This is a genomic window from Spirillospora sp. NPDC127506, from assembly GCF_040302145.1.
GTDB lineage: Bacteria > Actinomycetota > Actinomycetes > Streptosporangiales > Streptosporangiaceae > Spirillospora.
In genome coordinates this window covers 69,768-95,487 of sequence record NZ_JBEORG010000002.1, presented here as the reverse complement: position 1 = coordinate 95,487, position 25,720 = coordinate 69,768, and the positions used below count along the sequence as shown (strand labels likewise).

General features: G+C 72.9%; 25 protein-coding genes, 1 tRNA gene and 1 pseudogene. 19 read left to right on the top strand and 8 right to left on the bottom strand.

Going from position 1 to position 25,720, the window contains the following annotated elements; translation table 11 throughout:
- The first annotated feature begins 53 nt into the window (after positions 1-53).
- Positions 54-938, top strand: coding sequence for an endonuclease/exonuclease/phosphatase family protein (locus tag ABTW95_RS03100; RefSeq protein WP_396447419.1), 885 nt, complete (start codon positions 54-56; stop codon positions 936-938).
- A 39-nt stretch (positions 939-977) separates the two neighbouring features.
- On the opposite strand, the gene ABTW95_RS03095 is transcribed toward ABTW95_RS03100, so the two are convergent.
- Together ABTW95_RS03095 and ABTW95_RS03090 are read right to left on the bottom strand one after the other, a co-directional pair.
- On the bottom strand, positions 978-2,534 hold the full coding sequence (locus ABTW95_RS03095) for a long-chain-fatty-acid--CoA ligase (protein WP_500224048.1): 1,557 nt from the start codon (positions 2,532-2,534) through the stop codon (positions 978-980).
- 86 nt (positions 2,535-2,620) lie between these two features.
- On the bottom strand, positions 2,621-2,791 hold the full coding sequence (locus tag ABTW95_RS03090; RefSeq protein ID WP_396447417.1) for a hypothetical protein: 171 nt from the start codon (positions 2,789-2,791) through the stop codon (positions 2,621-2,623).
- Positions 2,792-3,021: 230 nt separating this feature from the next.
- Here ABTW95_RS03090 and ABTW95_RS03085 point away from each other — a divergent pair, with 230 nt between their 5' ends.
- Both ABTW95_RS03085 and ABTW95_RS03080 read left to right on the top strand, forming a co-directional pair.
- Positions 3,022-3,765 carry a response regulator gene (locus ABTW95_RS03085; protein WP_500224047.1) on the top strand — a complete coding sequence of 248 codons (744 nt, stop codon included), beginning with the start codon at positions 3,022-3,024 and terminating at the stop codon, positions 3,763-3,765.
- Positions 3,762-4,880 carry a sensor histidine kinase gene (locus tag ABTW95_RS03080; RefSeq protein ID WP_500224045.1) on the top strand — a complete coding sequence of 373 codons (1,119 nt, stop codon included), beginning with the start codon at positions 3,762-3,764 and terminating at the stop codon, positions 4,878-4,880. Before ABTW95_RS03085 ends, ABTW95_RS03080 begins: the two co-directional genes overlap by 4 nt.
- 25 nt (positions 4,881-4,905) lie before the next feature.
- Here ABTW95_RS03080 and ABTW95_RS03075 read toward each other — a convergent pair whose 3' ends face one another.
- Positions 4,906-5,262 carry a hypothetical protein gene (locus ABTW95_RS03075; RefSeq protein WP_500224043.1) on the bottom strand — a complete coding sequence of 119 codons (357 nt, stop codon included), beginning with the start codon at positions 5,260-5,262 and terminating at the stop codon, positions 4,906-4,908.
- 218 nt (positions 5,263-5,480) lie between these two features.
- Between ABTW95_RS03075 and ABTW95_RS03070 the strand changes: the two genes are divergently transcribed.
- The 3 genes and pseudogenes from ABTW95_RS03070 to mptB all read left to right on the top strand — a co-directional run.
- The gene (locus ABTW95_RS03070) at positions 5,481-5,816 is read left to right on the top strand and encodes an STAS domain-containing protein (protein ID WP_396447413.1); all 336 of its coding nucleotides are present in this window, start codon (positions 5,481-5,483) and stop codon (positions 5,814-5,816) included.
- Positions 5,817-5,914: 98 nt separating this feature from the next.
- Positions 5,915-6,646, top strand: a complete 732-nt coding sequence (locus ABTW95_RS03065) for a glycosyltransferase family 2 protein (protein ID WP_396447412.1) — start codon at positions 5,915-5,917, stop codon at positions 6,644-6,646.
- Positions 6,643-7,794 (top strand): annotated as a pseudogene (gene mptB / locus ABTW95_RS03060) (polyprenol phosphomannose-dependent alpha 1,6 mannosyltransferase MptB); the annotation flags it as partial. The gene ABTW95_RS03065 and the pseudogene mptB, both read left to right, overlap by 4 nt.
- Positions 7,795-7,972: 178 nt before the next feature.
- On the opposite strand, the gene ABTW95_RS03055 reads toward mptB, so the two are convergent.
- Positions 7,973-10,198, bottom strand: a complete 2,226-nt coding sequence (locus ABTW95_RS03055) for a hypothetical protein (RefSeq protein ID WP_500224040.1) — start codon at positions 10,196-10,198, stop codon at positions 7,973-7,975.
- Between the two features lie 54 nt (positions 10,199-10,252).
- On the opposite strand from ABTW95_RS03055, the gene ABTW95_RS03050 reads away from it, so the two are divergent.
- The 6 genes from ABTW95_RS03050 to ABTW95_RS03025 all read left to right on the top strand — a co-directional run bounded on the left by ABTW95_RS03050 (position 10,253) and on the right by ABTW95_RS03025 (position 16,272).
- On the top strand, positions 10,253-11,557 hold the full coding sequence (locus tag ABTW95_RS03050; RefSeq protein ID WP_396447410.1) for a glycosyltransferase 87 family protein: 1,305 nt from the start codon (positions 10,253-10,255) through the stop codon (positions 11,555-11,557).
- The gene (locus ABTW95_RS03045) at positions 11,557-12,012 is read left to right on the top strand and encodes a DUF4446 family protein (protein ID WP_396447449.1); all 456 of its coding nucleotides are present in this window, start codon (positions 11,557-11,559) and stop codon (positions 12,010-12,012) included. The genes ABTW95_RS03050 and ABTW95_RS03045 overlap by 1 nt, the downstream gene beginning before the upstream one ends.
- A 151-nt stretch (positions 12,013-12,163) precedes the next feature.
- A complete protein-coding gene (gene pheA, locus ABTW95_RS03040; RefSeq protein ID WP_500224035.1) occupies positions 12,164-13,102 on the top strand; it encodes a prephenate dehydratase in 939 nt (312 codons plus the stop codon).
- Positions 13,103-13,223: 121 nt separating this feature from the next.
- A complete protein-coding gene (locus ABTW95_RS03035; RefSeq protein ID WP_500224034.1) occupies positions 13,224-14,030 on the top strand; it encodes a class I SAM-dependent methyltransferase in 807 nt (268 codons plus the stop codon).
- A 69-nt stretch (positions 14,031-14,099) separates the two neighbouring features.
- Entirely contained in the window at positions 14,100-15,359 is a 1,260-nt protein-coding gene (serS, locus tag ABTW95_RS03030; RefSeq protein WP_396447407.1) for a serine--tRNA ligase, read from the top strand.
- A 109-nt stretch (positions 15,360-15,468) separates the two neighbouring features.
- Positions 15,469-16,272 carry a Cof-type HAD-IIB family hydrolase gene (locus ABTW95_RS03025; protein ID WP_396447406.1) on the top strand — a complete coding sequence of 268 codons (804 nt, stop codon included), beginning with the start codon at positions 15,469-15,471 and terminating at the stop codon, positions 16,270-16,272.
- A 112-nt stretch (positions 16,273-16,384) separates the two neighbouring features.
- Here the strand turns inward: ABTW95_RS03025 and ABTW95_RS03020 are convergent, their stop codons facing one another.
- The gene (locus ABTW95_RS03020) at positions 16,385-16,930 is read right to left on the bottom strand and encodes a bacterial proteasome activator family protein (protein ID WP_396447405.1); all 546 of its coding nucleotides are present in this window, start codon (positions 16,928-16,930) and stop codon (positions 16,385-16,387) included.
- A gap of 13 nt (positions 16,931-16,943) precedes the next feature.
- The gene (locus ABTW95_RS03015) at positions 16,944-17,900 is read right to left on the bottom strand and encodes an NAD(P)H-quinone oxidoreductase (protein WP_396447404.1); all 957 of its coding nucleotides are present in this window, start codon (positions 17,898-17,900) and stop codon (positions 16,944-16,946) included.
- 158 nt (positions 17,901-18,058) lie between these two features.
- On the opposite strand from ABTW95_RS03015, the gene ABTW95_RS03010 reads away from it, so the two are divergent.
- From ABTW95_RS03010 to ABTW95_RS02995, 4 genes are all read left to right on the top strand, one after another.
- Positions 18,059-20,023, top strand: a complete 1,965-nt coding sequence (locus tag ABTW95_RS03010) for a MinD/ParA family ATP-binding protein (protein ID WP_500224030.1) — start codon at positions 18,059-18,061, stop codon at positions 20,021-20,023.
- A gap of 28 nt (positions 20,024-20,051) precedes the next feature.
- Positions 20,052-20,429, top strand: a complete 378-nt coding sequence (locus ABTW95_RS03005; protein WP_500224028.1) for a cupin domain-containing protein — start codon at positions 20,052-20,054, stop codon at positions 20,427-20,429.
- Between the two features lie 77 nt (positions 20,430-20,506).
- A tRNA-Ser gene (locus ABTW95_RS03000) sits at positions 20,507-20,598 on the top strand.
- A gap of 96 nt (positions 20,599-20,694) precedes the next feature.
- Positions 20,695-20,859 carry a hypothetical protein gene (locus tag ABTW95_RS02995; RefSeq protein ID WP_500224025.1) on the top strand — a complete coding sequence of 55 codons (165 nt, stop codon included), beginning with the start codon at positions 20,695-20,697 and terminating at the stop codon, positions 20,857-20,859.
- A gap of 7 nt (positions 20,860-20,866) precedes the next feature.
- Here ABTW95_RS02995 and ABTW95_RS02990 read toward each other — a convergent pair whose 3' ends face one another.
- Positions 20,867-21,631 carry a M15 family metallopeptidase gene (locus ABTW95_RS02990; RefSeq protein ID WP_396447399.1) on the bottom strand — a complete coding sequence of 255 codons (765 nt, stop codon included), beginning with the start codon at positions 21,629-21,631 and terminating at the stop codon, positions 20,867-20,869.
- Positions 21,632-21,801: 170 nt separating this feature from the next.
- Between ABTW95_RS02990 and ABTW95_RS02985 the strand changes: the two genes are divergently transcribed.
- Positions 21,802-22,224, top strand: coding sequence for a hypothetical protein (locus ABTW95_RS02985; RefSeq protein WP_500224019.1), 423 nt, complete (start codon positions 21,802-21,804; stop codon positions 22,222-22,224).
- Positions 22,225-22,345: 121 nt separating this feature from the next.
- Here the strand turns inward: ABTW95_RS02985 and ABTW95_RS02980 are convergent, their stop codons facing one another.
- Positions 22,346-22,807 (bottom strand): MarR family winged helix-turn-helix transcriptional regulator, encoded by a 462-nt coding sequence (locus tag ABTW95_RS02980; protein ID WP_396447397.1) that lies wholly within the window; start codon positions 22,805-22,807, stop codon positions 22,346-22,348.
- 169 nt (positions 22,808-22,976) lie between these two features.
- On the opposite strand from ABTW95_RS02980, the gene ABTW95_RS02975 reads away from it, so the two are divergent.
- Positions 22,977-23,987: a pirin family protein gene (locus ABTW95_RS02975; RefSeq protein WP_396447396.1), complete on the top strand. Its 1,011-nt coding sequence runs from the start codon at positions 22,977-22,979 to the stop codon at positions 23,985-23,987.
- Between the two features lie 354 nt (positions 23,988-24,341).
- The gene (locus ABTW95_RS02970; protein ID WP_500224013.1) at positions 24,342-25,526 is read left to right on the top strand and encodes an ATP-binding protein; all 1,185 of its coding nucleotides are present in this window, start codon (positions 24,342-24,344) and stop codon (positions 25,524-25,526) included.
- The last annotated feature ends 194 nt before the right edge of the window (positions 25,527-25,720 follow it).

Sequence of the window (25,720 nt, the reverse complement as noted above, 5' to 3'; positions counted from 1 at the left end):
GTGGTGAGATTCCGCCATCACCCCCGCAGACAGCCCCCCTTTCTGGAGAACGTGTGCGATCCCCCCGCGCTCTGATCCCCCTCCTCTCGGTCTGTGCGGCCGCCGCGGTCGTCACCGCGGCCGCCACCGGCGCAAGCATCGAGGGCCTCCCGGGCGGTGGCGGCGGTCCCGCCCACGCCGACGCGCCCGCCCCCCGCCCCGCCGCCGCGACGATCAACGCCGTCACCTGGAACGTGTGCGGCGGCGGGCCGGGCTGCCCGTCCGGCGCGGCGCCCGCGAAGCTCGCCAAGCAGATCGTCCAGCGCATGCACGCCACCGAGGTCGGCGGGCGCAAGGTCAAGACCAACGCCGTCCTCCTGCAGGAGGTCTGCGAGGGGCACGTGCGGGCCTTCAAGAAGACCATGGGCACGTGGACGTGGGCGTTCGCCGCGTCCCCGGGCGGCGCGTCCTGCGCGCAGGGCGGCGGCAGGACCGGCATCGCCATCGGCACCGGCGCCCCGCTGACCGGGGTCCGCCAGGCCAAGCTGCCGGCCCCCGCCGGCCGGGCGCGCATCGCGCTCTGCGGGAACGTGCCATCCTGGGCGACCCGGGTGTGCGTCACCCAGCTCAGCCCGGCCGAGGGCGACGAGTGGCGGCAGAAGCAGGCCCGCGCCCTCGCCTCCCTCGCGGGCACCGGCCGCGTCCTCCTGGGCGGCGACTTCGCCGACAGCCCGGACAGCCCGGCCCTCGACCCGCTCTACAGCGCGTACGCCGAATGCGACCAGACCGGCTCGTCCCGCACCGGCGCGAAGACCCGGCAGGACTGGCGGGGCACCGCGGTCGAGAAGACCGACTACCTGTTCATCCCCAAGTCGGCCGCCGTCTCCTGCAGCGTCCCCGCGAACCGCACCAGGGCGTCCGACCACCGGCCCATGTCCGCCGAGGTGCGCTTCACGTGAAACATCCAGGGGCGCCGCCGCGCCCCCTGGACCCGGCGGTCAGTGGACGCCGCGCTCCTCGCCCTGCCAGTAGGGCGCGCGGAGCTCGCGCTTGAGGATCTTGCCGGTGGGGTTGCGCGGGATCTCGTCCCGCCGCTCGACGGAGGTCGGGCACTTGAAGTGGGCCAGGTGCTCGCGGCAGTAGTCGATGATCTCCTGCTCGGAGACGTCCGAGGTGAGCACCACCAGCGCCTTCGGGGTCTCGCCCCAGCGCTCGGACGGCACGCCGATGACCGCGCAGTCGGCGACGTCCGGGTGGCCCATCAGGACGTTCTCCACCTCGGCCGGGTAGATGTTCTCCCCGCCCGAGATGATCATGTCCTTGACCCGGTCGTGGATGTAGAGGTAGCCGTCCCCGTCGAGGTAGCCGGCGTCGCCGGTGCGGAACCAGTTGTCCTCGGACAGCGCCGTGGCGGTCGCGTCCGGCATCCCCCAGTAGCCCTTCATGTTCTGCGGGGTCTTGCAGAGGACCTCGCCGACCTGCCCCGCGGGGACCTCCTCGCCGGTGGACGGGTCGACGATCTTGAGCGCGGTGTTGTCGTTGGGCAGGCCGGCGCTGCGCAGCCGGTGCGCGTTCGGGCCGTCCGGGTCGTGGTCGGCGGGCGGCAGCATCGTTATCGCGCCGGTGACCTCGGTGAGCCCGTAGACCTGCATGAACTCGGTGCCCGGCAGCATCCGCATGGCGCCGCGCAGGACGTCCTCGCTGATCGGGGACGCGCCGTACAGCATGAGCCGGAGGCTGGACAGGTCGCACGCGGCGACCTCCGGGATCAGCTGCATGAACTGCAGCAGCACCGGGACGAGGAAGATGTGCGTGACGCGGTGCCGCTCGATGCCCTTCGCGATCAGGGTCGGGTCGGGCTCGCGCGCGATGACCGCCGTGATCGTGTTGTAGACGGCCGAGACGGTCAGCACGTTGCCCGCGACGTGGTACATCGGCATCGCGACCATCAGGACCGACGAATCGTCGATGTCCCAGACGTCCGTGGTCACGTCCAGCGCCGCGAGGAAGTTGTCGTGCGTCAGCATGACGCCCTTGGGCAGGCCCGTGGTGCCGGACGAGTACAGCTGGACGAACACGTCCGCGGCGTCGGGCTCGTGGTCGGGCGCGGTGTCGGACGCCCCGTCGATCCAGGCGGCGTAGTCCTGGTAGGCGTGGTCCGAGCCGCCGATGACCACCATGTGGGCGGTGTGCTCCAGCTTGCCGGCGATCGCGTCCAGCACGGGGACGAACTCGGGGCCGACGATGAAGACCTTCGCCTGCGCGTTGTTGACGATGTAGGCGACCTCGTCCGGGGCCAGCCGGTAGTTCACCGGGACCTGGACGGCGCCGATGCGGGCGGCGCCGAACAGCTGCTCGGCGTACTCGAGGGAGTTCTTGTCGAGGATCGCCACCCGGTCGCCGTGCCCGACGCCCACGGACGCGAGCGCGTTGGCGACCTGGTCGGCGCGCCGGTCGAAGTCACGGAACGTGACCTCCCTGTCGCCCGCGATGTACGCGACCCGATCGGGATGCGAACGTGCGCGTTCCCGCAGCACCTCTGTCAGACCCGGCACGATGGTGTCCCTTCGCCGATGACCGCCTGGTTATCCGGCATCATGCGGTCACCGGCGACGCCCCGCAAGGGGGATGAGCTGCTTACCTACCGGCTTTTGGACATCTTGGACACGGCGGTCACGGCGAGTACCACGACGACGCCGACGAGTCCGATGAAGAAGAAGAACTTCAGCATCGAGATGATGGCGCCGATGACGGTCATCGCCAGCCAGATCGCGAGCACCACGCCGATGATGGTCAGAATCGTCTTACCCATGCCTCCACCGTAGGCGCCGCTCCCGCGAAGCACATCACCCTCGGGTACGAGCCTGACCCCCACTCTGCGACGGGGCCCACCCTGACGACCACTCAGGGAACCCCCTGACCATCCCGAGACCCCCGCCCGTCACGCCCGGCCCAACCCGCCGACCCGTTCCGTGCCGGCCATTCCTTACGGGGTGGTGACGAGTGGGAGCGGCGGCGGCGCCGGCCGCTTAGCGTGTGGGGGTGAAGTCTGTGAGTCCCGCCGGGCGCGTCCTGGTGGTCGACGACGATCCGACGGTCGCGGAGGTCGTCGCCCGCTACCTGGCCCGCGACGGGCACGAGGTGGTCTGCGTGGCGGACGGCCCGACCGCGCTGCGCAAAGCGCTCGACCACCCGCCGGACCTCGTCGTCCTCGACCTGATGCTGCCCGGCATGGACGGTCTGGAGGTGTGCCGGCGGCTCCGCGAGACCTCGACCGTCCCGATCGTGATGCTGACGGCGCTCGGCGCGGAGACCGACCGGCTCGTCGGGCTGGAGACCGGCGCCGACGACTACGTGACGAAGCCGTTCAGCCCGCGTGAGCTGGCGCTGCGGGTGAAGTCGGTGCTGCGCCGGGCGCGCGGGGCGCTGGTCCCGACCGGGCCGTCCGGGCCGCTGCGCGACGGCGACCTCGTCGTGGACGTCAGCGCGCACGAGGCGGGCCTGCGCGGCGAGCGGCTCGCGCTCACGTCGCGGGAGTTCGACCTGCTGGCGTTCCTGATGCGCCACCCGAGGCGCGCGTTCACCCGCGACGAGCTGCTCGAACGCGTCTGGGACTGGACGTTCGGCGACTCCTCCACGGTGACCGTCCACGTCCGGCGGCTGCGGGAGAAGATCGAGGACGACCCGACGGCGCCGCGCCGCATCGTCACCGTGTGGGGCGTCGGCTACCGCTACGAGCCCGCCGCGCACGACGCGGCGGAAGAGCGCACCATGGACGGCGCATGATGATCCCCCTCGAAGACCTCCTGTGGGTCGTCTTCTACGCGGTGCTCGCCGCGTTCACCGTCGCGGCGCTGGCGCTCGGCGTCCTGTACGGGCTGCGCGGGCGGTCGGTCGCGACCCAGCTGATCGTGGTGGGCGTCGCGACGGTGCTCGCGACGATCTCCGGCATCCTCGTGATCTCGTTCATGATGGTGCTGAACGACCACGACCGGGCGGTCGTCCTCGCGGTGGTGACGTCCGCCGGCGTGGTCGCGATGGCCGTGTCGGTGCTGCTGGGACGCCGCCTGGTGGCCGCGAACCGCACCCTGGTGGAGGCCGTCCGCGCGGACCGGTTCCGGCCGCCGGCCGCGCACCTGCCCGCCGAGCTGGCCGAGCTGTCGCGGGAACTGGAGGCCGCCTACGACCGGCTGGCCGCGTCCCACGCGCGCGAGCAGGCCCTCGAAGCGAGCCGCCGCGAGCTGGTCGCCTGGGTGAGCCACGATCTGCGCACCCCGCTGGCGGGCCTGCGCGCGATGGCGGAGGCCCTGGAGGACGAGGTCGTCGCCGACCAGGGCACCGTCCAGCGGTACCACGGTCGCATCCGGGTCGAGGCGGAGCGGCTCACGGAGATGGTGGACGACCTGTTCGAGCTGTCCCGGATCCACGCGGGGGCGCTGCGGCTGTCCCGCGAGCGCGTCGGCCTCGCGGACCTGGTCGCGGACGCGGTCGCCGGCACCGAGGCGCTCGCCCGCGCGAAGGGCGTCCGGCTGCGCGGCGACGTCCGCGAGGGGCTGCCCGTCCGGGTGGACGCGGGCGAGCTGGGCCGCGCGCTCCGCAATCTCGTCGTCAACGCGATCCGGCACACCCCGAGCGACGGCGCCGTCGAGATCATCGCCGAGGTCAGCGAGGGGGAGGCGCGGGTCACGGTCGCCGACGGCTGCGGCGGCATCCCCGAGGACGACCTGCCGCGCGTGTTCGACGTCGCGTTCCGCGGCGAGGCGGCCCGCACCCCGGGCGGCGGCGCGGGCCTCGGCCTCGCCATCGCCCGCGGCATCGTCGAGGCGCACGCCGGCAGGATAGGCGTGGCCAACGCGGGCCCCGGCTGCCGCTTCGAGGTCCGCCTGCCCCTCACCGTCTGACCCCGCCGCCCCCACGCGGCGGGCCTCAGGGGTCCAGGGCTTCGGAGATGGTGCGGAAGGTGGGGCACGGCCAGCGGGACATGCAGGCGCGGCAGCGGCGGATGGGGCGGTCGGGGTCGCTGGTGATGCCGCCGGCCTCCTGCGGGCGGTGCAGGTCGAGCAGCCGGACGCCGAGGTCGGCGAAGGCGAGGACCTCCTCCCGGGCGCCGGCGAGGAAGGCGAGGTCCGCGCGGGACAGGCGCGTCCTGATGGGGACGTAGCCGTTGCTGTTGACCAGGCGGGACAGGACCTGGGTGGACGTCCGCCACGAGCTGGACTTCGCCGAGCGGGCCCGGATCGTCTTCAGGCGCTCGCGCAGCCGTGTCTCTCTCGGATCGGCCATGTGTTGCACCTGCTCAGCCTCTCTCACTCCGCGCCTCCATGCGGCGCGAACCGGGGAGTTCGCACCGCCGGAGTCGTCCGAGATTAGGACAATACTGTCCGTAATTGTCAAAGCGTACGGGGCTGGCAAGGCGGCGACACGCCCCGGAAACGCCCACGCCGCGCGGGACTTGGTCAACTGCCTGGCCCCCGGGCCGTTCGCGAGATAGTGTGCCGGACGTGGAGCTAAACGTCTCGACCGCGTCTCAAGGAGGTCACGCCGTCGTTACGGCGACCGGCGAACTGGACCTGTACACCGCGCCCAGACTGCAGGCGGCCCTCGCCGGGCTGCTCCGCGAGCAGGCGACCCGGATCACGGTCGACCTGAGCGGCGTCGAGTTCTGCGACTCGACGGGCATGAACGTGCTGCTGTCGGCCATGAAGCGGCTCAAGGAGCAGGGCGGTTCGCTGGAGCTCGCCGCCCCGCGCCCGGCCGTCCGGCGGATCCTGCAGGTCACCGGGCTCGACACCGTCTTCACCGTCACGGACGGGGCGCCGGTCCCGGACGCCGGCTGAACCGCCGGCGCCCCGCGGGGGTCGCCGCGTCGGCGCGCCGGTAACGGTTCGCATCGGCCTGCCGCGCCGCGCGCCCGTCCCGGACTACCATCGCGGATATGCAGGACGTAGCGGTGATCATCCCGGCCAAGGACGAAGCCGACCGCATCGCGGCCACCGTCAAGGCCGCCCAGGAGCTGCCCGGCGCCGACCTCGTCGTGGTGGTCGACGACGGCTCCTCCGACGGCACCGGCCGGGTGGCCCGCGAGGCCGGGGCGCGGGTCGTGCGGCACAGCCGCAACCGCGGCAAGGGAGCGGCGATGGAGACCGGCGCGGAGGCCGTCAGGCTCCTCGACGACGGCCGCGACCAGCCCCGCCACCTGCTGTTCCTCGACGCCGACCTCGCCGAGACCGCGCGCGAGGCCGCGCCGCTCGTCGAACCCGTCCGGGCCGGCGACGCAGACATGACGATCGCGGTGTTCACCACGACGGTGAAGCTCGGCGGGCACGGGTTCGTCGTCCGGCTGTCCCGCGAGGGCATCCGCCGCGCCACCGGCTGGGAGCCGGACGCCCCGCTCAACGGGCAGCGCTGCCTGACCCGCGCCGCGTTCGACGCGGCCCTGCCGCTCGCCGCCGGGTTCGGCGTCGAGACGGCGCTCACCATCGACCTGCTGCGGCAGGGCTTCCGGGTGCGCGAGGTGGAGGTACCGCTCGCGCACCGCGCCACCGGCACCGACTGGCGCGCCCAGCTGCACCGCGGCCGCCAGTTCCGGGACGTGGCGAGGGCGCTCGCCGTCCGCGAACCTGCGGTCGAGCGGCGCCTGGGCCGGCTTCGCGGCAGCCGCCGGTGACCCGACTCGGGACGGGCGGGCTCTGCGGCGTCGGGGCCGGCCTCGCCTGCTTCCTCGGCACCGCCCTGCTGGGCCCGTCGGTGTTCGAGCCCGACCTCGAAGGCTCCCGCGGCCAGCCGCCGTACTCGCTCGTCGCCCACCCGTCGCCGTACCTGGTGATCGGGCTGGTCGTCGCCGGGATCATCGCGAGCACCACCGGGCTCGGGCTGTGCTTCGCCGACGTCCGGAAAGGCGGGCGCATCCCGGCGCGGTCGCTGGTCGCCGCGGGGCTGCTCGCGGCGGTCGCGTTCATGTGCATGCCGCCCGTCGGGTCCACCGACCACCTGAACTACGCGTCCTACGGGCGGATGGCGGCGACCGGCCACAACCCGTACGTGACCAGCGCCGACGACCTGTCGCGGGACCCCGTCGCCGGGGCGCCCGAGGAGTGGCGGACGACGCCGTCGGTGTACGGGCCGCTCGCCACCGGCGAGCAGGCGCTCGCCGCGTGGATCGGCGACGACTCCGTGCGGATCACCGTGTTCGTCATGTCCGTCGCGAACGTGCTCGCGTTCGCGGCGACCGCGCTGATCCTCTACCGGACGTCCCGGACCGAGGAGCGGCGGCTCCGCACCGCGCTGCTGTGGACGTGCAACCCGCTCGTGCTGTTCCACCTGGTCGCGGGCGCGCACAACGACGTCCTCGCGATCGCGCCGGTGGTGGCCGCGCTCGCCGTGTTCGGGCGGCGGGCCGGATGGCCGCACGCCCTGGCCGCCGGTGCGCTCGCCGGCGTCGGCGCCGCGGTCAAGCTGCCCGCCGCGCTCGCCGCCGGCGGACCCGCCCTCGCGCTGCTCCGCGAGCGGAGATGGCGGTCGCTCGGCCGCCTGCTCGCGCTGGCCGCAGGCGCCGTCGCCGTCACGGCGGCCGCGTACCTCCTCGCCGGGCCGCACGCACTCGACCAGGTCCGCGAGGCGAGCAACATGGTGTCGTTCGCGACCCCCTGGCACCTGGTGGACGAGTCGCTCGGCCGCGGCTCGCAGCGCGACGTCATCAAGACGGGCGCGATGCTGCTCGGGCTGGCGCTGTTCCTGCTGCTCGTCAGGGCGCTCCCCAAAGAGGACGGCGAAGAGCACCGCCGGTACGGAGCGGCCCTCGTCCTCGCGTGGCTCCTCGTCGCCCCGTACGCGCTGCCCTGGTACGACGGGTTCGGCTGGGCGCTGCTGGCGCTGCTCCCGTGGACGCGCATCGACTGGATCCTGCTCGCCCACACCGCGGCCCTCAGCCTCGCCTACCTGCCGGCCCGCGCCCCCGCCCGCATCCGGCTCCCCGACGACCTGGAGTGGCTGTTCACCGTCGTTCGGCCGACCGTGATCCCGTGGACGCTCCTGGCGATTCTGACGGCGCTGGTGGCGGCGTGTCTGCGTTCCTCAGGTCGATCTCCAGCGACCGCAGGCCGGCCGCGAGCATCAGCGGGGTCGCCAGGCTGAACGCCACCGACAGGATCACCACGCCGGAGTCGTTCACCAGCGTGCCGATCACGCCGGCGGCCAGCGCGCAGATCAGCGCCGGGCGCATCGACAGGCTGTGCTTGTAGGCGCCCTGCAGCAGCGACACCCGCCAGCGGGTGGGCCGCGCCAGGACGAAGAACAGGAACACGACGGCGGCGGCGATCGCGAGCGTGTACGGCCAGTACCCGAGGCTGTTCAGCATCGCGTTGAACTTGCGGGTGACGATGCCCCAGGCGTCCCCGTCCATGAGGTCCTGCCAGAACCGGCCGAGGTGCGTCGGGTTGGCGCTCCGCGCGTTCAGGTAGGAGATGAACAGCACGATCGCCGCGCCCGCCGCGAAGAAGAGCCCGAGCCTCGGCGCGGACACCCGCTTCCCGGCGACCATCAGGCCGAGCATCGCGAACGCCGGGACGATCGCCAGCACGCCGCCGAAGTCGCTGCCGAACGCGGGCAGCCCGTCCACCACGACGGCGAACACGCCGATCGCGGCGACGATCCCGACCGCGACCGCCGTGCGGCGGCGGCGCAGCGGGTACTCCGTCAGCCACGCCGCCGTCAGGATCGCGGCGACCGCGAACAGCGAGAACGCCTGGTTGCCGAAGCCGTAGAAGCGGCCCGCGACCAGCGCCGTGTAGCCCATCAGCGTGTTGAGCTGGAGGTTGGACCCCGTCATCACGTCCAGCGCGAGGACGATGCCCGTCACCCCGGTGATCACCAGCCCGGGGACGACCACGGACCGCCGCCACGGGCCGGCGAGCGCCACGCCCGTCAGCAGCCCCGCGAAGCCCAGCACGGTGCAGATCAGCACGGGCGTCGGATGCTCGGCCCGCCACCACGGCAGCAGCCCGGCGAGGAACGACGCGCCCGGCGCCGCCCCGCCCAGCAGCGCTATCACCCGGGTGCCGCCCAGGATCCGCGTCCGCGACCGGCGGTCGCCGCCGAGCCGCCGCAGCGCGACCACCGCGATCCCGTACAGGACGAGCTGCGTCGCGAACAGCACCCAGTAGAACGACGTCTGGACGGTCCGGATCGCCTGCGCCGCGACGTCCTCGTCGACGAGCGCGTCGACCCGGTCCCGCGTGGACGCCTGCGACGGCTGCGCCTTCCACGCCGACCCCACGGCCTGCTTCGGCTGCGGCAGCCCGAGCAGCTTCATCGCGGTCGCGGTGACGTCGGTGAGCGTGACCAGGCCCTCCTGCCGGGTCGCGCTGGACGTCATGAACCCGGGCCCGTACCCGTCGCCCGCCGCGACGGCGACGCGCAGATGCGGGTCGACGCCGATGTCCGACAGCCCCGCCAGCAGGACGGTCGTGCCCTGGGGGAGGCCGGTGACGACCTGGGCGACCCGGCGGTCCGCGGCGGCCGCGGCGGCGGCGCGCTTGGCGTCCGACAGCGGGATCTGGTCGCCGTGCGCGTCGACGCCCGCGTTGATGTAGGCGCGGAACAGGTCGTCGACGTCGACCGCCGCGAGCGGGCAGCGCGCCCAGTCGGCGGCGGTGACCTTGTCGGGGGACGGGACGTAGCGGTCGACCCGGCCGCCGCCGTTGCCGACGCCGAACACCGCGCCCGGCCCGACCGCCATCGTGCAGCCGCCCGCCTTGTGGACGGCCTCGCCGAGCAGCCCGATCTCCGCGTGGTAGTTGGTGCCCGCGTTGTCGCTCTTGATGGCCGGCCAGCCCGCGGCGATCGCGCCGTCCTTCGGCACCGGGCCGGTGGGGGAGTCCTGGCCGGGCAGGATCGGCGCGGCCGGCAGCGCGCAGTCGCCGTGCGGCAGCCGGGACCGCTGCCCGGCCGACACCGTCAGCCAGCCGTCCGTGGGGCAGGTGTTGACCCGGGTCGTCCGGACGCTGAGGCCGGCCGCGGAGCCCCCGGCCGTCAGGTCCCACAGCGCCGGGGTGTTCTCCCGGCCGACGTCGCTCCACATCAGCCCCGGGACCCCGATGATCACGACCCGCCCGGTCGCGGCGCGGTCGCCGGCGTGCGCGGGCGACCAGCCGAGAACCCAGGTCAGCGCCGTGGCGAGGGTCGCGAAGAACACGGCGATCTTCGTCCCCCGGGGCATCATGGCGTCAAGGCTACAAGAGCACTACCACCGCACAGGGGCCATATCCTGCGGGCTGTGGACGGTCCCATGGTGCGGCAGGCGGGTGAGGCGCGGGGCGGGCGCCCGAACCGGCTCCTCCTTCTCGCCGGCGCCGCCGTCGCCGCCGCGGCGGTCGCCCCGATCGTGTCCCGCTGGCTCACCAACCCGCCCGACCAGCGGCTCGTCGACCTGGAGGTGTACCGGGAGGGCGGGCTCGCCGTGCTGCGCGGGGCGCCGCTGTACGACTTCCTCACGCAGCCGCCGCAGCTGCTCCCGTTCACCTACCCGCCGTTCGCCGCCGCGCTCGCCGTCCCGTTCACGCTGCTCCCCTGGCGGGCCGCGCAGTGGACGTGGGTCGTGCTGATCTACGTCTCGCTGGCGATCGCCGTCTGGTACGCCTTCCGCGACCTCATCCGCCGGACCGGGCGCTGGGCGCCGCTCACCGCCGGCGTCCTGTTCGCCGCGATGGCGTGGCTCGACCCCGTCCGCGACCAGGTCCGGTTCGGGCAGGTCGGGCTGTTCCTGCTCGCCATGTGCCTCGCCGACTGCTGCGCCCGCGTCCCGCGCTGGCCGCGCGGCGCGCTCGTCGGGCTGGCGGTCGCGATCAAGCTGGTGCCGGGCGTCTTCCTGATCTACTTCCTGCTCACCGGGCGGCGGGACGCGCTGGTCAACGCGGTGCTCACCGCCGCCGCGGCGACCCTGGCCGGGTTCGCGCTGCTGCCCGCCGACTCGTCCGCCTACTGGTTCGGCGCGCTGCTGCAGGGCGGGGACCGGACGGGCGCGGTCGACGGGACCACCAACCAGGCGATCCACGGCATCGTCGCGCGGATCTTCGACGAGGGCCCCGTCCGGACGCTGGTGTGGCTCGTGCTCGCGCTGATCGTCGCCTGCTACGGCTTCTCCCGGGCGCGCCGGGCCGCCCTGGCCGCCGACGGGCTGACCGGGACGGCCTCGTCCAGCCTGCTGCTCGGCGCCGTCGCGATCGTCGGGCTGCTGTCCGTCGTGCTGTCCCCTGTGGGATGGATCCACCACCTTGTCTGGATGATCGCGGTCATCGGTGCTTTGGCCGGAGACGGCCGGGACACGCGAAGATGTCTGCTCGCGCTCGGCGCCTGGTTCCTGTTCCTGTGGCCGCTGCCGTGGTGGGGACGCGCCTGGATCGGCCCGGAACACTCCGCCATAGCGGAATTCGCGGGCCAAGTCCTGCGCGACTCGTTCGGGATCGCCGCGCTCGCCGCCATCGCCGTCCTCGGCACCTGGTTGGTCAAAAGGGTCAAACCCGGCCCCGATCAGGGGGTTCCTTCGCAACCGAAGGCCGAGGTCGGTACGCTCGCCACGTGATGCTTGTCGCGGTGGCCGTCGCGGGTCTGGTCGCCGGTATTGCAGGGCTGTCCGTCGCGGTGGTCGCGCACAACCGGGTCAACCAGGTCGTCGACGAGTGCGGGGAAATGCTCAGGCGCCAGCTCCAGGTCGCCAGCGGATCGGTGGACGAGCGCGCGCTGCGCGACCTCGCCATCGTCCACTACGACGCGCTGAAGGAGATGTCCGGGCACCGGTCGTTCTCCCTCGCTCTGATCAACGCGGTCGGGGACGGGGTCGTCGTCAGCTCCATCAACGGGAGGACCGAGACGCGGACGTACGCCAAGGCCGTCCAGGCCGGGCACCCGGTCGAGACGCTCTCCCCCGAGGAGAGCCACGTCCTGCGGGCCGCCCGGCTCGGCAAGGGCCCGGTCGTGTCGCTGGACGACCCGCTCGCCGACTTCGGCAGCGGCGACCGCACGTCAGCCCGCACCTGACGCCCGCGCCCGACCCACGCGCCCGACCCACGCGCCCGATCCACGCGCCCGATCCACGCGCCGGCGCTCGCCGCGCGGGCGGCGGCACCGCATTGCCCGCCGGCAAGTAAACTCGGCGTGTTCGTCCGCACCATCCGCCTCGGGGGACTCCGTGACCGCAGACAGCAGGCCAGCGCGCTACGCCTACCTGGGTCCGCAGGGCACGTTCACCGAGGCCGCGCTGCTCACCCTGCCGGGCGCCGCCGGCGCCGAGCACGTCCCGTACGCGACCGTCCCGGCCGTCCTCGAAGCGCTGCGCAACGGGGACGTGGACACCGCCGTCGTCGCGCTGGAGAACTCCGTCGAAGGCTCGGTCCCCACCACGCTGGACGAGCTGGCCACCGGCGAGCCCCTCCAGATCGTCGGGGAGATCCACCTGCCGGTCTCGTTCGCGCTGCTCGTCCGCCCCGGGACGGCGCTCGACGACATCAAGACCGTCGCGTCCCACCCGATCGCGCAGCCGCAGTGCCGCCGCTGGCTGCTGGAGAACGTCCCGCACGCCGAATGGCGCGCCGCCACGTCCAACGCCGAGGCCGCCCAGCACGTCGCCGACGGCCACTACGACGCCGCGCTCGCCGGCTCGTTCGCCGCGGCCCGCTACGGCCTGTCGATCCTCGCCGAGGACATCCACGACGTCGCCGACGCCGTCACCCGGTTCGTCGTCCTGCACCGTCCCTGCACGCCGCCCGCCCCCACCGGCATGGACAAGACGACCGTCGTCGCGTTCATCGGCGAGGACCACCCGGGCGCCCTGCTGGAGATCCTCAACGAGTTCGCCGTGCGCGGCGTCAACCTGACGCTGATCCAGTCGCGCCCCACCGGCGCCGGCCTCGGCTCCTACCTCTTCTGGATGGACTTCGAGGGCCACGTCGCGGACGCCCGCGTCGGCGAGGCCCTGATGGGGCTGCGCCGCGTCTGCGCCGACCTCCGCTTCGTCGGCTCCTACCCCCGCGCCGACCGCGTCCGCCCCGAGATCCGCCGCGGCACCCACGACACCGACTTCACCGAGGCCGCCTCCTGGCTGGACGGCATCCGCACCGGCCGCCCCTGATCATTTCGTGCCCGGGGAACGTCGCTTCCCCGCAAACCGTGCAAAGGCGAGGGCGTCATCCCGGTACCCCCTTGATCATGGAGCGTCCGTGCGCGGGCGGCCGCTGACGTAGGCTGCCCTGGTGGCCAGGGACTTCGATCTTTACGAGCGGGAACTGTGGGCGGGGCGCGCCCCCGCGTACGAGCGGGGGTTCGGCCGGCTCACCCGGTACACGGTCGGTCCGCTGCTGGACGCGGCCGGGGTCACGGGCGGGACGCGGTTCCTCGACGTCGGGACGGGCCCCGGGTTCGTCTCGCTCGAGGCCGTCCGGCGCGGCGCCGAGGTGTCGGCGATGGACGCCGAGGAGAGCATGGCGGAGACCGCCCGGCGCAACGTCCCCGGGCTGGACGTGCGCGTCGCCGTCCTGCCCGAGGTGCCGTTCCCGGACGGGTCGTTCGACGCGGTCGCCGGCAACTACGTCATCAACCACGTGGCCGACCCGGGCGCGGCGATCGCCGCGCTGCGCCGGGTGCTGCGGCCGGGCGGGCGGCTCGCGCTGAGCTGCTGGGTGATGCCGGGCAGCGGCGCCCTCGCGATCGTCCGCGAGGCGATCGAGCAGGCCGGCGTGGCGTGGCCGGAGGACATCCCCGAGTCGCCGTTCATGCGGTACGGCGAGGCGGCCGCGTTCCGGCGGCTGGTGGCCGAGGCAGAGCTCACCGAGGTCGCGGTCGAGGAGGTGACCTGGGAGCACGCCGTCGACCCCGAGGAGTGGTGGCGGGCGGTCGCGCTGTCCAGGGTCGGCACGGCCGGCGTGATCGTCGCGCGGCAGGACGCGGACACCGTCGCCCTGATCAAGGACGCCTATGACACGATCATCGCCGACTACGGGGTGGACGGCGGCCAGGTCTCGCTGCCCGCGCACGCGCTGCTGGCGAGCGGCGTCCGCTGACACCGCGGTCGCCTGAACCGCGGTTCATACGCGCGCGGACGCGGGGCCCGTACCGGTAGCCTCGGGTCTGTGATTGACCTGCGAGCTCTTCGAGAGGATCCGGAGCGGCTGCGCGCGTCGCAGCGCGCCCGCGGTGAGGATGACGCCGTCGTCGACCGGCTGCTCGACCTGGACGAGAGGCGCCGCTCGGCGCTGACCTCGTTCGAGCAGCTCAGAGCGGAGCAGAAGAGTTTCGGCAAGTCGGTGTCCAAGGCGAAGGGCGACGAGCGCGAGGCGCTGCTCGCCCGCGCGAAGGAGCTGGCGCAGCAGGTCAAGGAGCGGGAGGCGGAGGCCGACCGGCTCGGCGCGGAACTCGACGAGGTGCTGAAGAGCGTCCCGAACCTCATCGAGGAGGGCGCCCCGCCCGGCGGCGAGCAGGACTTCGTCGTCCTGGAGCACATCGGCGAGCCGACGTCGTTCGACTTCGCGCCGAAGGACCACCTGGAGCTGGGCGAGAGCCTCGGCGCGATCGACATGGAGCGCGGCGCGAAGGTGTCGGGCGCGCGGTTCTACTACCTGACGGGCGTCGGCGCGCGGCTCCAGTACGCGCTGCTGAACCTCGCCATGGAGACGGCGATCGCGAACGGGTTCGTCCCGATGTACCCGCCGGTGCTGGTGAAGCCGGAGGCGATGGAGGGCACCGGGTTCCTCGGCGCGCACGCCGCCGAGGTGTACCACCTCCCGGCCGACGAGCTGTACCTGGTCGGGACGTCGGAGGTGCCGCTCGCCGCGTACCACATGAACGAGATCATCGACGAGCTGCCACGGCGGTACGTGGCGTGGTCGTCGTGCTTCCGCCGCGAGGCCGGCTCCTACGGCAAGGACACCCGCGGCATCATCCGCGTCCACCAGTTCGACAAGGTGGAGATGTTCTCCTACTGCGACCCGGCCGACTCGCACGCCGAGCACCTGCGGCTGCTGGACTGGGAGAAGGAGATGCTCGCCAAGGTCGAGATCCCGTACCGGGTGATCGACGTGGCGGCCGGCGACCTGGGGTCGAGCGCGGCCCGCAAGTACGACTGCGAGGCGTGGGTGCCGACGCAGAACACGTACCGCGAGGTCACCTCGACGTCCAACTGCACCGAGTTCCAGGCGCGGCGGCTCGCGGTGCGGTTCAAGGACGCCGACGGCAGGAACCAGCCGGTGGCGACGCTGAACGGCACGCTGGCCACCACCCGCTGGATGGTCGCGATCCTGGAGAACCACCAGCGGGCCGACGGCTCGGTGCGCGTCCCCGAGGCGCTGCAGAAGTTCCTCGGGCAGGACGTCCTGGAGCCGATCAAGCGCTGACGGCGGTCCGGCCCCGAGCCCGTCCCGCCGGTCGGGACGGGCTCGGGGCCGAGCCTCAGGGTGTCGCCGGCGTCGCTTATGGTTTGTGGCATCTGCCCTGGAAGGTGACATGAGCCAGTCCGCGCCGCGCGTGATCGCCACTGACCTCGACGGCACGATCGTGCGCTCCGACGGCACGATCTCCGCCCGGACCGTCGAGGCCCTCGCCCGGGTCGAGCAGGCCGGGGCGATGCTCGTGATGGTCACCGGCCGGCCGCCGCGCTGGATGGCGGACATCGCCGCGGCCGTCGACCACCACGGCGTCGCCATCTGCGCCAACGGCGCCGTCGTCTACGACCTGCACACCGAGACCGTCCTGGAGACCCGGGAGATCCCGCCGGACGTGATCGCCGAGGCGATCGGGCGGCTCCGCGGCATCTCCCCCGAACTGCAGTTCGCCGTCGAGCACCCGACCGGGTTCTATTTCGAGCACAGCTACCACCTCGGCCGCTGGGACGCGGAGGCGTTCGGCGGGCGCCGCGTGGACGCCGCCGAACTCGTCAGCCGGCCCGGCACCAAGCTGCTCGCCTTCCACCCGGACGCCGACCCCGACACGCTCTCGGAGAAGGCCGTCCAGGCGGTGGGCGACCTCGTGACGGTGACGCACTCGTCCGGGCGGGGCCTGCTGGAGATGAGCGCGCTCGGGGTCACCAAGGCGAGCGCGCTCGCCGCCTTCTGCACCGAGCACGGGCTCGCGTCCGGCGACGTCACGGCGTTCGGCGACATGCCCAACGACCTGCCGATGCTCACCTGGGCGGGCACGTCCTACGCCGTCGCGAACGCGCATCCGCTGGTGCTGGCGGCCGTGACGCACAAGACGTCCCGCAACGACGACGACGGCGTCGCCGAGGTCCTGGAGCGCCTCTTCCCCTAGCGCGTCCCCGCGGAGGGGGCGGGCATGACGACGGCCGCGCCCTCGGTCGTGCGGGTGCGGCCGTTCGTCATGTCCCGCGGGCGGCGTCCCGCGGGCGGGCGCGTCCGGCGGGTTACAGGTAGGGGCCGGACGAGCGCGGGCGCGACTGCTGCTGTTGCTGCTGCTCCTCGGCGCCGGGCGGCATCATCCCGGCGGGCAGGGCGCGCCGCATCTGCTCCAGCTGCGCCCGCGCCGCCATCTGCTGCGCGAACAGCGTCGTCTGGATGCCGTGGAACAGGCCCTCCAGCCAGCCGACGAGCTGCGCCTGGGCGATCCGCAGCTCCGACTCGCTCGGCACCGTCTCCTCGGTGAACGGCAGCGACAGCCGCTCCAGCTCCTCGACCAGCTCGGGCGCGAGGCCGTCCTCCAGCTCCTTGATGGACGACTTGTGGATCTCCCGGAGCCGGGCGCGGCTCGCCTCGTCCAGGGGGGCGGCCTTGACCTCCTCCAGGAGCTGGCGGATCATCCCGCCGATCCGCATCACCTTCGCGGGCTGCTCGACCATCTCGGTGACCGACTTGCCCTCGGACTCGCCCTCGCCGGCGTTCTCCACGGCGATGCCGTTGGGGCCGACCACGAGGACCTGCGGTTCCTGCTCTTTCTTCGAAGGCTCGCTCATAAATTCCACATCCTCACACGGTCAACAAGATCTTGCCGACGTGACCACTCTCTTCGAGCAACTCGTGCGCGCGCGCCGCCTCCGCCATCGGGAAGCGCCGGTCGATGACGGGCCTGACCCTCCCCGACTCCAGCAGAGGCCACACATGCTCGCGTACCCCGGCCACGATCTCCGCCTTCTCCTCCGGCGGACGGGCCCGCAGCGTCGTCGCGTGCACCAGCGCCCGCTTGCGCAGCAGCTTGCCGAGGTCCAGCTCGGCCTTGGCGCCGCCCTGCAGGCCGATCACCATCAGCCGTCCGCCGGTGGCGAGCGCCTCCACGTTCCGGGCCAGGTACTCGGCGCCGATCAGGTCGAGGATCACGTCGTAGGGGCCGGCCTCCACGAAGTCTTCCTCGCGGTAGTTCACGGTGACGTCCGCGCCCAGTTCCCGGCAGCGGGCCGCCTTCTCCGCGCTGCCCACGGTCGTCACGACCCGCGCGCCGCACGCCTTCGCGAGCTGGATCGCGAACGTCCCGATGCCGCTGCCGCCGCCGTGGACGAGGAGGGTCTCGCCCTCGCGCAGCCCGCCCAGCCAGAACACGTTCGACCACACCGTGCACGCGACCTCCGGGAGTCCGGCGGCTTCCGCGACGTCGACCCCGCGCGGCACCGGGAGCGCCTGCGCGGCGGGCACCGCGACCCGTTCGGCATATCCTCCCCCGGCGAGCAGCGCGCACACCTCGTCGCCGACGTCCAGGCCGGTGACGCCCGCGCCCAGCTCGGCGACCCGTCCCGACACCTCCAGACCCGGGTACGGGGGAGCGCCCGGGGGCGGCGGGTAGAAGCCCATGCGCTGCATAACGTCGGCGCGGTTGACCGCGCTCGCCGCCACCTCGATCAGCACCTCGCCCGGTTCCGGCCGCGGGTCGGGGACCCGCGTCCACTCCAGGACGTCGGGGCCGCCCGGCTCGCGGATCACGATGGCATGCATACCGATCACGCTACCGGGCGCGGCGGCCCCGCCCGAGCGCCCCAAGGGCGATCTACGCGCGGGATGCACGCCATTGGGTCATGGGTATCCTGCGGGGGGATCGGTTTGCCCACCTGCACCGTGTTGATCATCAGAGGCGTGCCCTAGGGGGAAGAACGGTGGCGAGGAATGAGCACGACGGGCGCTCACTGGAGGAGCGCCTCGCCTCTCTCGACGCGATGAGCGAGGACGCGGCGGAACCGGCCCCCGAGGGCGAGGAGGCGCCGCAGCAGCCGCCCGCCCGGCAGGAGAACGCGCCGCCGCCTCCGCCGCCCGCCGCGGAGAACAACCCGTGGCTGGCCGCGCCGCCCGCCTTCCAGGGCGGGCCGGAGGACACCGGCTTCAACCCTCCCCAGCCTCCGCCCCCGCTCTACGACGGCGGCCCCATGCCGCAGCCGTTCGACGGGGGGATGCTCCCGCCGCCGTACTACCCGGCGCCCGCCAACGACCCGTCCCAGGGCGGGCAGCCTCCGCAGCCGTCGCCGTACGACGCCAACGGCAGCGCCGCGCCGCCGCTCGACCAGCTGCCGCCGTACCCGTCCGAGCAGCTCGCGCAGCAGCAGGACGCGAGCGGGCAGTACCAGGCGATCGACCCCGCGACCGGGCAGCCCTACCCGCAGGACACCGACGCCTCCGGGCAGCCGTACGTGCCGATCGACCCGAACACGGGCCGTCCGCTCACCCCTGATGAGGCGGGCTCCCCGCAGGAGGTGAACGGGGCGGTCCAGCAGCAGTTCCCGCCGGCCGACCCGAACGCGGGCCTGCCGTACGCGCCCGACCCCAACGCCCAGCAGTTCCCGCCGGCCGACCCGAACGCGGGCGCCCAGCCGTACCCGCAGCAGTTCCCGCCGATCGACCCGAACACCGGCCAGCCGTACCCGCAGGTCGACCCCAACACCGGGCAGCCGTACCCGCAGCCCTACCCCCAGATCGACCCCAACACCGGCCAGCCGTACCCGCAGCCGTACCCCCAGATCGACCCCAACACGGGCCAGCCGTACATGCCCATCGACCCCAACACCGGGCAGCCCTACCAGGCGTACGGCTACCCGGCCGGGCCGCACCAAGGGCAGCCGCAGCAGGGGCAGCCGCAGCAGGGGCAGATGATCCCGCCGGGGCACGCCGCCCCGCCGCAGCAGCCGCAGAGCACCGACAGCCTCAGCTCCGAGAACCTCCTGGGCGAGCGCCGCATCGCGCCGTCCTCCGGGTGGCGGCGCGCCGTCTACAAGGCGACCGCCGGGAGCATCCACCCCGGCGAGTCGCAGAGCGAGCTGCGCCGCAAGGACCTCATCGCGCGGGCCCGCACCCCCGTCGCCGGCGGCCACCACCGCGTCGCGGTCATGTCGCTGAAGGGCGGCGTCGGCAAGACGACCACCACCACCGGCCTCGGCTCCATGCTCGGCTCCTTCCGCGGCGACCGGGTCATCGCGGTGGACGCCAACCCCGACCGCGGGACGCTCTCCGACAAGGTCAAGCTGGAGACCGCCGCCACCGTCCGCGACCTGCTCAACAACCGCGAGAACATCCACCGGTACGCGGACGTGCGCGCGTTCACGTCGCAGAACGAGGCGCGCCTGGAGATCCTCGCCTCCGACCGCGACCCCGCGGTCAGCGAGGCGTTCTCCGCCGAGGACTACGCGGCCGTCGCCGTCGTCCTGGAGCAGTACTACTCGGTCTGCATCACCGACTGCGGCACGGGGCTGCTGCACTCGGCGATGGCGGGCGTGCTGAGCCTCGCCGACCAGCTCGTCCTCGTCAGCTCCCCGTCGGTGGACGGCGCCCGGTCCGCGAGCGCGACCCTCGACTGGCTGGAGGCGCACGACCACGGGCACCTCGTCCGCAACGGCGTCGTGGTCCTGTCGATGGTCCGCAACCGCACCCGCAGCCAGGTCGACCTCGACAAGCTCCAGGCGCACTTCGAGAGCCGCTGCCGCGCCGTCGTCCGCATCCCCTACGACGACCACCTGGAGGAGGGCGCCGAGGTCGAGCTCGACCAGCTCGCCCCCGCCACCCGCGAGGCCTACCTCACCCTCGCCGCGGTCGTCGGCGACGGCTTCGCCTTCCAGCGCCCGCCGCAGACCTGACCGCCGCCGGACGGTAGGGTCACGTTCCGTGACGGACGTCGATGGCTTGTACGTGGGGAAGGCCGGCCCGGACGCCGCCGGCGACCGGGGCTGGCTGCTCGGGCATTTCAAGCCGGCCGGCGACCTGCGGCACAGCGACGAGGTCGCGATCAAGTGGGGCGTCCACCCGAAGGGGGAGCGGCGCGCGCGGTGGACGGACGGCGAGAAGCGCACCGCCCTGCTCGTCCTGATCAGCGGCCGGTTCCGCCTGGAGTTCCCCGGGCGGAACGTCGTGCTCGCCGAGCAGGGCGACTACGTGGTGTGGGGGCGCGGCGTCGACCATTCGTGGGAGGCCGAGGAGGAGTCGGTCGTCATGACCGTCCGCTGGCCGTCCATTCCCGGCTACCGCGTGCCCGGCGAACCGTAGGCCGACCCGGGTATGCGGTCGAGGGCAGGCCGCGGTGACCGCTATCGTGGGCGTTGGGCCGGGCCGACCGGCCGCCGGGAGAGTTCGCATAGTGGACTAGTGCAGGCGCCTTGAAAGCGCCCAGGGCTGGGGACAGTCCTCGTGGGTTCGAATCCCACACTCTCCGCCACGTGGCCCGGGGGCGATCCCCTGGAAGGCCGCGGTCCCCCAGGGACCGTCACAAAGAGGCCGACTCGGGCATAAGTCATCCGTTACCCTCTTCGGCATGTCGCAGACACCGAATGATCCGGCAGGTACGACGCACCAGTTCCAGAACTTCGCGAACCAGGCGCAGCCGCAGAAGTCCGGGCCGAACATCGGTCTGATCGTCGGCATCGTCGCCGTCGTGGCGGTCGTCGCGATCCTGGTGATCGCGTTCATGATGATGTGAGGGCGCGTCAGCGGCCGCTGCTGCTGAAGTGCTGGTAGTCCCTGGCGCCGCTCCAGGTGCCGCCCCAGCCCCAGCCGATCGAGGCGAACGCCCGCACCACCTTGTCGCCGGCGTGGATCATGCCGGGCGCGTCGAGGTCGCGGTTCCGGTACCTCTTGCAGGACTTGTGGGCGATGTGCCCGTCCGCGTAGACGTAGGGGTTCTGGCACGGGTTGATGTCGACGGCGAGGCCGTACGCGTGCTGGGAGAACGAGCTCGACCCCGTCGCGGTGCGGCAGTTGAAGGCGGAGGTGTTGTTGGCCTCGATCGACTCGAAGTCGCTGCCGCCGTACTTGTCGACCGGTTCCATCCGCTCGATCGGGAACTTCATCTTGTAGAGCTTCCGGAACACGGAGACGAGGTCGCCGGCGGCCTTGGCGTTGACGACGAGCCGCCCGCCCGTGTGCGGCTCGTCGTCCATGCCCCAGTAGGTCATCTCGATCATCCGGAGCCCGGACGGCGCCACGGGGCAGCCCTTCCGCCAGGAGGACCTCAGGTCCCGGGCGGTCACCTTCTTGATCTCCGCTTGGAAGCCCTGCTCGGTCGGGGACGCCGACGGGGACGCGGAGGGCGAGGCCGCGGTGCCCGGTGCGGTGGGCGTTGCGGTGGGCGGGGTCGCGGCGGGCGGCTCGCCCGAGTCGTCGGAGCCGCGGCCACATCCGGCCGCCGCGAGCACCGCCGTGAGCAGGACGCCGAGCAAAGTCGCGCTGGAGATCGGGCCTCTACCTGGCATCTTTGCAGCATACGCAGGCCGGTGGGTGTTCGAGCCGCACCCATGATTCGCTACGGTGCGTTTGAGGGCGCGCCCGCCGGATAGGGGCGGCGTGGACCTTCGTTCGACCGCCGGGCATGTCGTCCGGTGACGTCCGGTCCAGGGGAGCCGGGATGTCCAGGGGAGCCGGGATGGCGGAAGCTCAGGAGAGCGACCTCCCAAGCCTCGAAGACGAGATCTTCGCGGTGGCGCACAACGTGGAGGTCGAGCAGGGGGCGGCTGCCGAGCCGCGACTGCCGACGGACAAGGCGCAGGTCCTGGTCGAGCGCGCGCGTGCGTTCCTCACCCGGGACGTGAAGGCGCTGGCGGCGGGCTTCGGCGTGTTCGTGTTCGTCGATCTCGTGATGATGTGGGCGCCGCTGATGATGAGCCGCCGCCCGAGTCTGCTGCCGCAGTTCATCACGCTGCTGCTGCTGGCGTTCGGGCTCGGCGGGCTGCTCGTGTGGCAGGTCGGCGGCCGGTGGCGGACGTTCGGCATCGGCATGATGCTCGCCTGGGGGTTCCTGACCCTGGTGTCGGTCGGGTTCCTGACCGGGGTGACCGTCCCGCTGTAGGCCGGGACCCCGCTGTAGGCCGGGACCCCGCTGTAGGCCGGGACCCCGCTGTAGGCCGGGACCCCGCTGTAGGCCGGGACCCCGCTGTAGGCCGGGACGCGCGCCGCCGCCGGACGCGCGCTCAGGCCGAGGGGCCGACCCGCTTCCGGACCATGCTGAACGCGCGGCCGATGGCTTCGAGGTCCTCGGGCTCGATCACGTCGATGAAGAACGTGCGGACGGTCTCGACGTGGTCGCGGGCGGCGCGCTCGAGCGCCGCGAAGCCCTCGTCGGTGAGGTGCGCGTAGACGCCGCGCTTGTCGTTGGGGCAGCTGTCCCGCTTGACCAGGCCCTTGTTCTCCAGGCGGGAGCAGGTGTGCGACAGCCGGCTGCGGGACTGGCTGGCGTTCTCGGCCAGCTCGGCCATCCGCAGGCGCCGCTCGGGCGCCTCCGACAGGCGGACGAGGATCTCGTACTCCGACACCGACAGACCGTGCTTGGTCTTGAGGTCGCGGTCCATGATCTCGGTGAGCCGGACGCTGCCGTCCACGTACGCCCGCCAATCGCGCTGCTGGGCGGCATCGAGCCAGCGAGGTTCGCTCATACCGGAAAGTATAGGCCCATATGTTGAACATTCAACTAGTGCACGCTATCTTCACGGTAGCAGGACGGGACGACGCCGTCCGACCGCGGAAATAGTTGAATCCTCAACTACGTTCCACGAGGCAGTGCACCGCCCGGCCGGACGGGGCACCCGAGCGAGGGGAGAACCCATGCCTGCCGTGATGGCCGACCCGCTGACCCTGCCCCGCCTCCCGCTGCTTCCGGAGGCCGGCACCGACTGGCGCCGCGTCGCGAAGGTCGTGACCGCCCAGCGCCACCTCGAAGGCGAGGGCTTCCAGGTGCGGCGCCCCTTCCCCGGCGTCGACCTGGCCCTGGCCGACCCGTTCCTGCTCCTCGACCACATGGGCGCCGTCGAGTACGCGCCGGGCGAGGCGAAAGGTACTCCCTGGCACCCGCACCGCGGGTTCGAGACGGTCACGTACATCATCGATGGAGCGTTCCAGCACCAGGACACCACCGGCGGCGGCGGTCTGATCTCCGACGGCGCCACCCAGTGGATGACGGCCGCGTCCGGCATCCAGCACATCGAGCAGCCGCCGCCCGAGCTGGTCGCCAAGGGCGGCCTGTTCCACGGCATCCAGCTCTGGGTGAACCTGCCGCGCGCCCAGAAGTGGGTGCCGCCGCGGTACCAGGACATCGAGGCCCGCGACGTCAAACTGCTGGCCGCCGACGACGGCTCGTCCCTCGTCCGCGTCATCGCAGGGTCGCTCGCCGGGTACGACGGCCCCGGCGTCACCTACACGCCGATCAACTACCTGCACGCGACGGTCGCGCCCGGCGCCCGGCTCGCGCTGCCCTGGCCGCGCGACTTCAACGCGCTGGTGTACGTGCTGTCCGGACGCGGGACGGCCGGCGTCGAGGAGGTCGGGCTGGACGAGGGGCAGCTCGCCGTGTTCGCCGGCTCCCACAACAAGGGCACCGGCGACGGGCTCGTCGTCCGTGCCGCCGACACCCAGCCGCTCGCCAGCGCGAACGGGTGGGAGATCCTCGTCCTGGGCGGCCTGCCGATCCGCGAGCCGGTCGCCCGCTACGGGCCGTTCGTGATGAACACCCGCGAGGAGATCGTCCAGGCGTTCGAGGACTTCCAGGCCGGACGCATGGGCACCGTCCCCGCCGACAAGGTCCCGCACCGCTCCGACGCCGACGAGTCCGCCATCTGACCCCGCGGGCGAACGGGGGCCGCGCCGGCCAGGCGGCGGCGCGCCCCCCGCAAGACTCCCGCGGGCGGCCCTGCCCGGATACCCCCGCTCCGGGCAGAGCCGCTCGCGGGCCGTTTCCCGGTTCGCGTGACGGGGGCGAGCGCATGCGCTAGTGTGTTCGAATAGTCGAACAGAAGTTCGACCTACGCGGAGGCGCTCGCCCGGGGAGGCGGCATGGTGGCAACGGCCATGAGGGGGGTGGACGCCCCCGCGCGCTGCGGGCGGCGGCGGGAGCACGCGACACGCCGCAGCGATTTCTACGCAAATCTACGGCCGCAGCTATATCGCCTCATAGAGTCCGACAGCGTGGACCCCGTGCGCAATCCCTATGCCCCCGGCGCCGGGCAGCGCCCCCCGGAGCTGGCCGGCCGCGACCGCGAGCTCCGGCAGTTCGAGGTGGTGCTCGAACGCGTGGCCCGCGGGCGTCCCGAGCGCAGCATGATCATCACCGGGCTGCGCGGGGTGGGCAAGACCGTGCTGCTCAACGCGTTCCGGTCGCAGGCGATCCAGCGGCTGTGGGGGACGGGCAAGATCGAGGCCCGGCCCGACCAGTCGATCCGCCGCCCGGTCGCCTCGGCGCTGCACCGCGCCGTCCGGGAGCTCGCGCCCCGGCACCGCGCGCCCGACCGCATCGAGGACTTCCTCGGCGTGCTGAAGGCGTTCGCGCAGTCGGAGCCGGAGCCGTCCGGCAAGGCGAAGGCGCGGGCGCACCGCTGGCAGCCCGGCATCGACGTGCCCGCCGCGCGCGGCCGCGCCGACTCCGGCGACCTGGAGATCGACCTCACCGAGCTGTTCGTGGACGCCGCGTCCGTCGCGACGGACGTCGGCGCCGGCATCGCCCTGTTCGTGGACGAGATGCAGGACGTCCCGGCCGACGACGTGTCGGCGCTGTGCGCGGCGTGCCACGAGCTGTCGCAGGTCGGCGGGCCGCTGATCGTGGTGGGCGCGGGGCTGCCGCACCTGCCGGCCGTCCTGTCGGCCAGCAAGTCCTACAGCGAGCGGCTGTTCCGGTACGCGCGGATCGACCGGCTCGACCGCGAGTCGGCCGACTTCGCGCTGATGGCCCCGGCCGAGCGCGAGAACGTCACCTTCACCAAGGAGGCCCTCGACGCGCTGTACGGGGCGGCCGACGGCTACCCCTACTTCGTCCAGGCGTACGCGAAGGTCGTCTGGGACGTGGCGCCCGGCACCCCGATCACGGCGGACGACATCAAGGTCGCCGCGCCGGAGGCGGAGAGCGAGCTCGCGGTGGGCTTCTTCGGCAGCCGCTACGAGCGCGCCACCCCCGCCGAGCGCGACTACATGCGCGCGATGGCCATGCTCGGCGACGACCCGGTGCCGACGGCGTCGGTCGCGGACGAGCTGGGCCGCAAGCCGTCCAGCCTGTCGCCCGCCCGCGACGGGCTCATCAAGAAGGGCCTCATCTACAGCGCCGAACGCGGCATGGTCGCGTTCACCGTGCCGCATTTCGGCAAGTTCCTCCGCTCCCAACCCAACTGATCGACCCGGCCTCTCCCTCGCCGGCCTCGGCGAACCCGCGGATTCGCCGCTATTGAGTTCTCTAGCGAAAAGGCTAGAGAACGGTAGAAGGCCGCATCGAACCGAATGCGCGCCAAGGCGCCACCGGCGGGACGGCCGCCGCGCCCAGGTCGCCGACGCCGCCTCGTTCGCGGCCGGCGCCGTCCGCAGAATAT

Excerpts from the sequence above, each read along its gene's own strand:
- ABTW95_RS03090 (WP_396447417.1), bottom strand. The coding sequence starts at position 2,791 with ATGGGTAAGACGATTCTGACCATCATCGGCGTGGTGCTCGCGATCTGG.
- ABTW95_RS03080 (WP_500224045.1), top strand. The coding sequence starts at position 3,762 with ATGATGATCCCCCTCGAAGACCTCCTGTGGGTCGTCTTCTACGCGGTG.
- ABTW95_RS03075 (WP_500224043.1), bottom strand. The coding sequence starts at position 5,262 with ATGGCCGATCCGAGAGAGACACGGCTGCGCGAGCGCCTGAAGACGATC.
- ABTW95_RS03065 (WP_396447412.1), top strand. The coding sequence starts at position 5,915 with ATGCAGGACGTAGCGGTGATCATCCCGGCCAAGGACGAAGCCGACCGC.
- ABTW95_RS03055 (WP_500224040.1), bottom strand. The coding sequence starts at position 10,198 with ATGATGCCCCGGGGGACGAAGATCGCCGTGTTCTTCGCGACCCTCGCC.
- ABTW95_RS03045 (WP_396447449.1), top strand. The coding sequence starts at position 11,557 with ATGCTTGTCGCGGTGGCCGTCGCGGGTCTGGTCGCCGGTATTGCAGGG.
- ABTW95_RS03025 (WP_396447406.1), top strand. The coding sequence starts at position 15,469 with ATGAGCCAGTCCGCGCCGCGCGTGATCGCCACTGACCTCGACGGCACG.
- ABTW95_RS03020 (WP_396447405.1), bottom strand. The coding sequence starts at position 16,930 with ATGAGCGAGCCTTCGAAGAAAGAGCAGGAACCGCAGGTCCTCGTGGTC.
- ABTW95_RS03015 (WP_396447404.1), bottom strand. The coding sequence starts at position 17,900 with ATGCATGCCATCGTGATCCGCGAGCCGGGCGGCCCCGACGTCCTGGAG.
- ABTW95_RS02995 (WP_500224025.1), top strand. The coding sequence starts at position 20,695 with ATGTCGCAGACACCGAATGATCCGGCAGGTACGACGCACCAGTTCCAG.
- ABTW95_RS02990 (WP_396447399.1), bottom strand. The coding sequence starts at position 21,631 with ATGCCAGGTAGAGGCCCGATCTCCAGCGCGACTTTGCTCGGCGTCCTG.
- ABTW95_RS02985 (WP_500224019.1), top strand. The coding sequence starts at position 21,802 with ATGGCGGAAGCTCAGGAGAGCGACCTCCCAAGCCTCGAAGACGAGATC.
- ABTW95_RS02980 (WP_396447397.1), bottom strand. The coding sequence starts at position 22,807 with ATGAGCGAACCTCGCTGGCTCGATGCCGCCCAGCAGCGCGATTGGCGG.
- ABTW95_RS02975 (WP_396447396.1), top strand. The coding sequence starts at position 22,977 with ATGCCTGCCGTGATGGCCGACCCGCTGACCCTGCCCCGCCTCCCGCTG.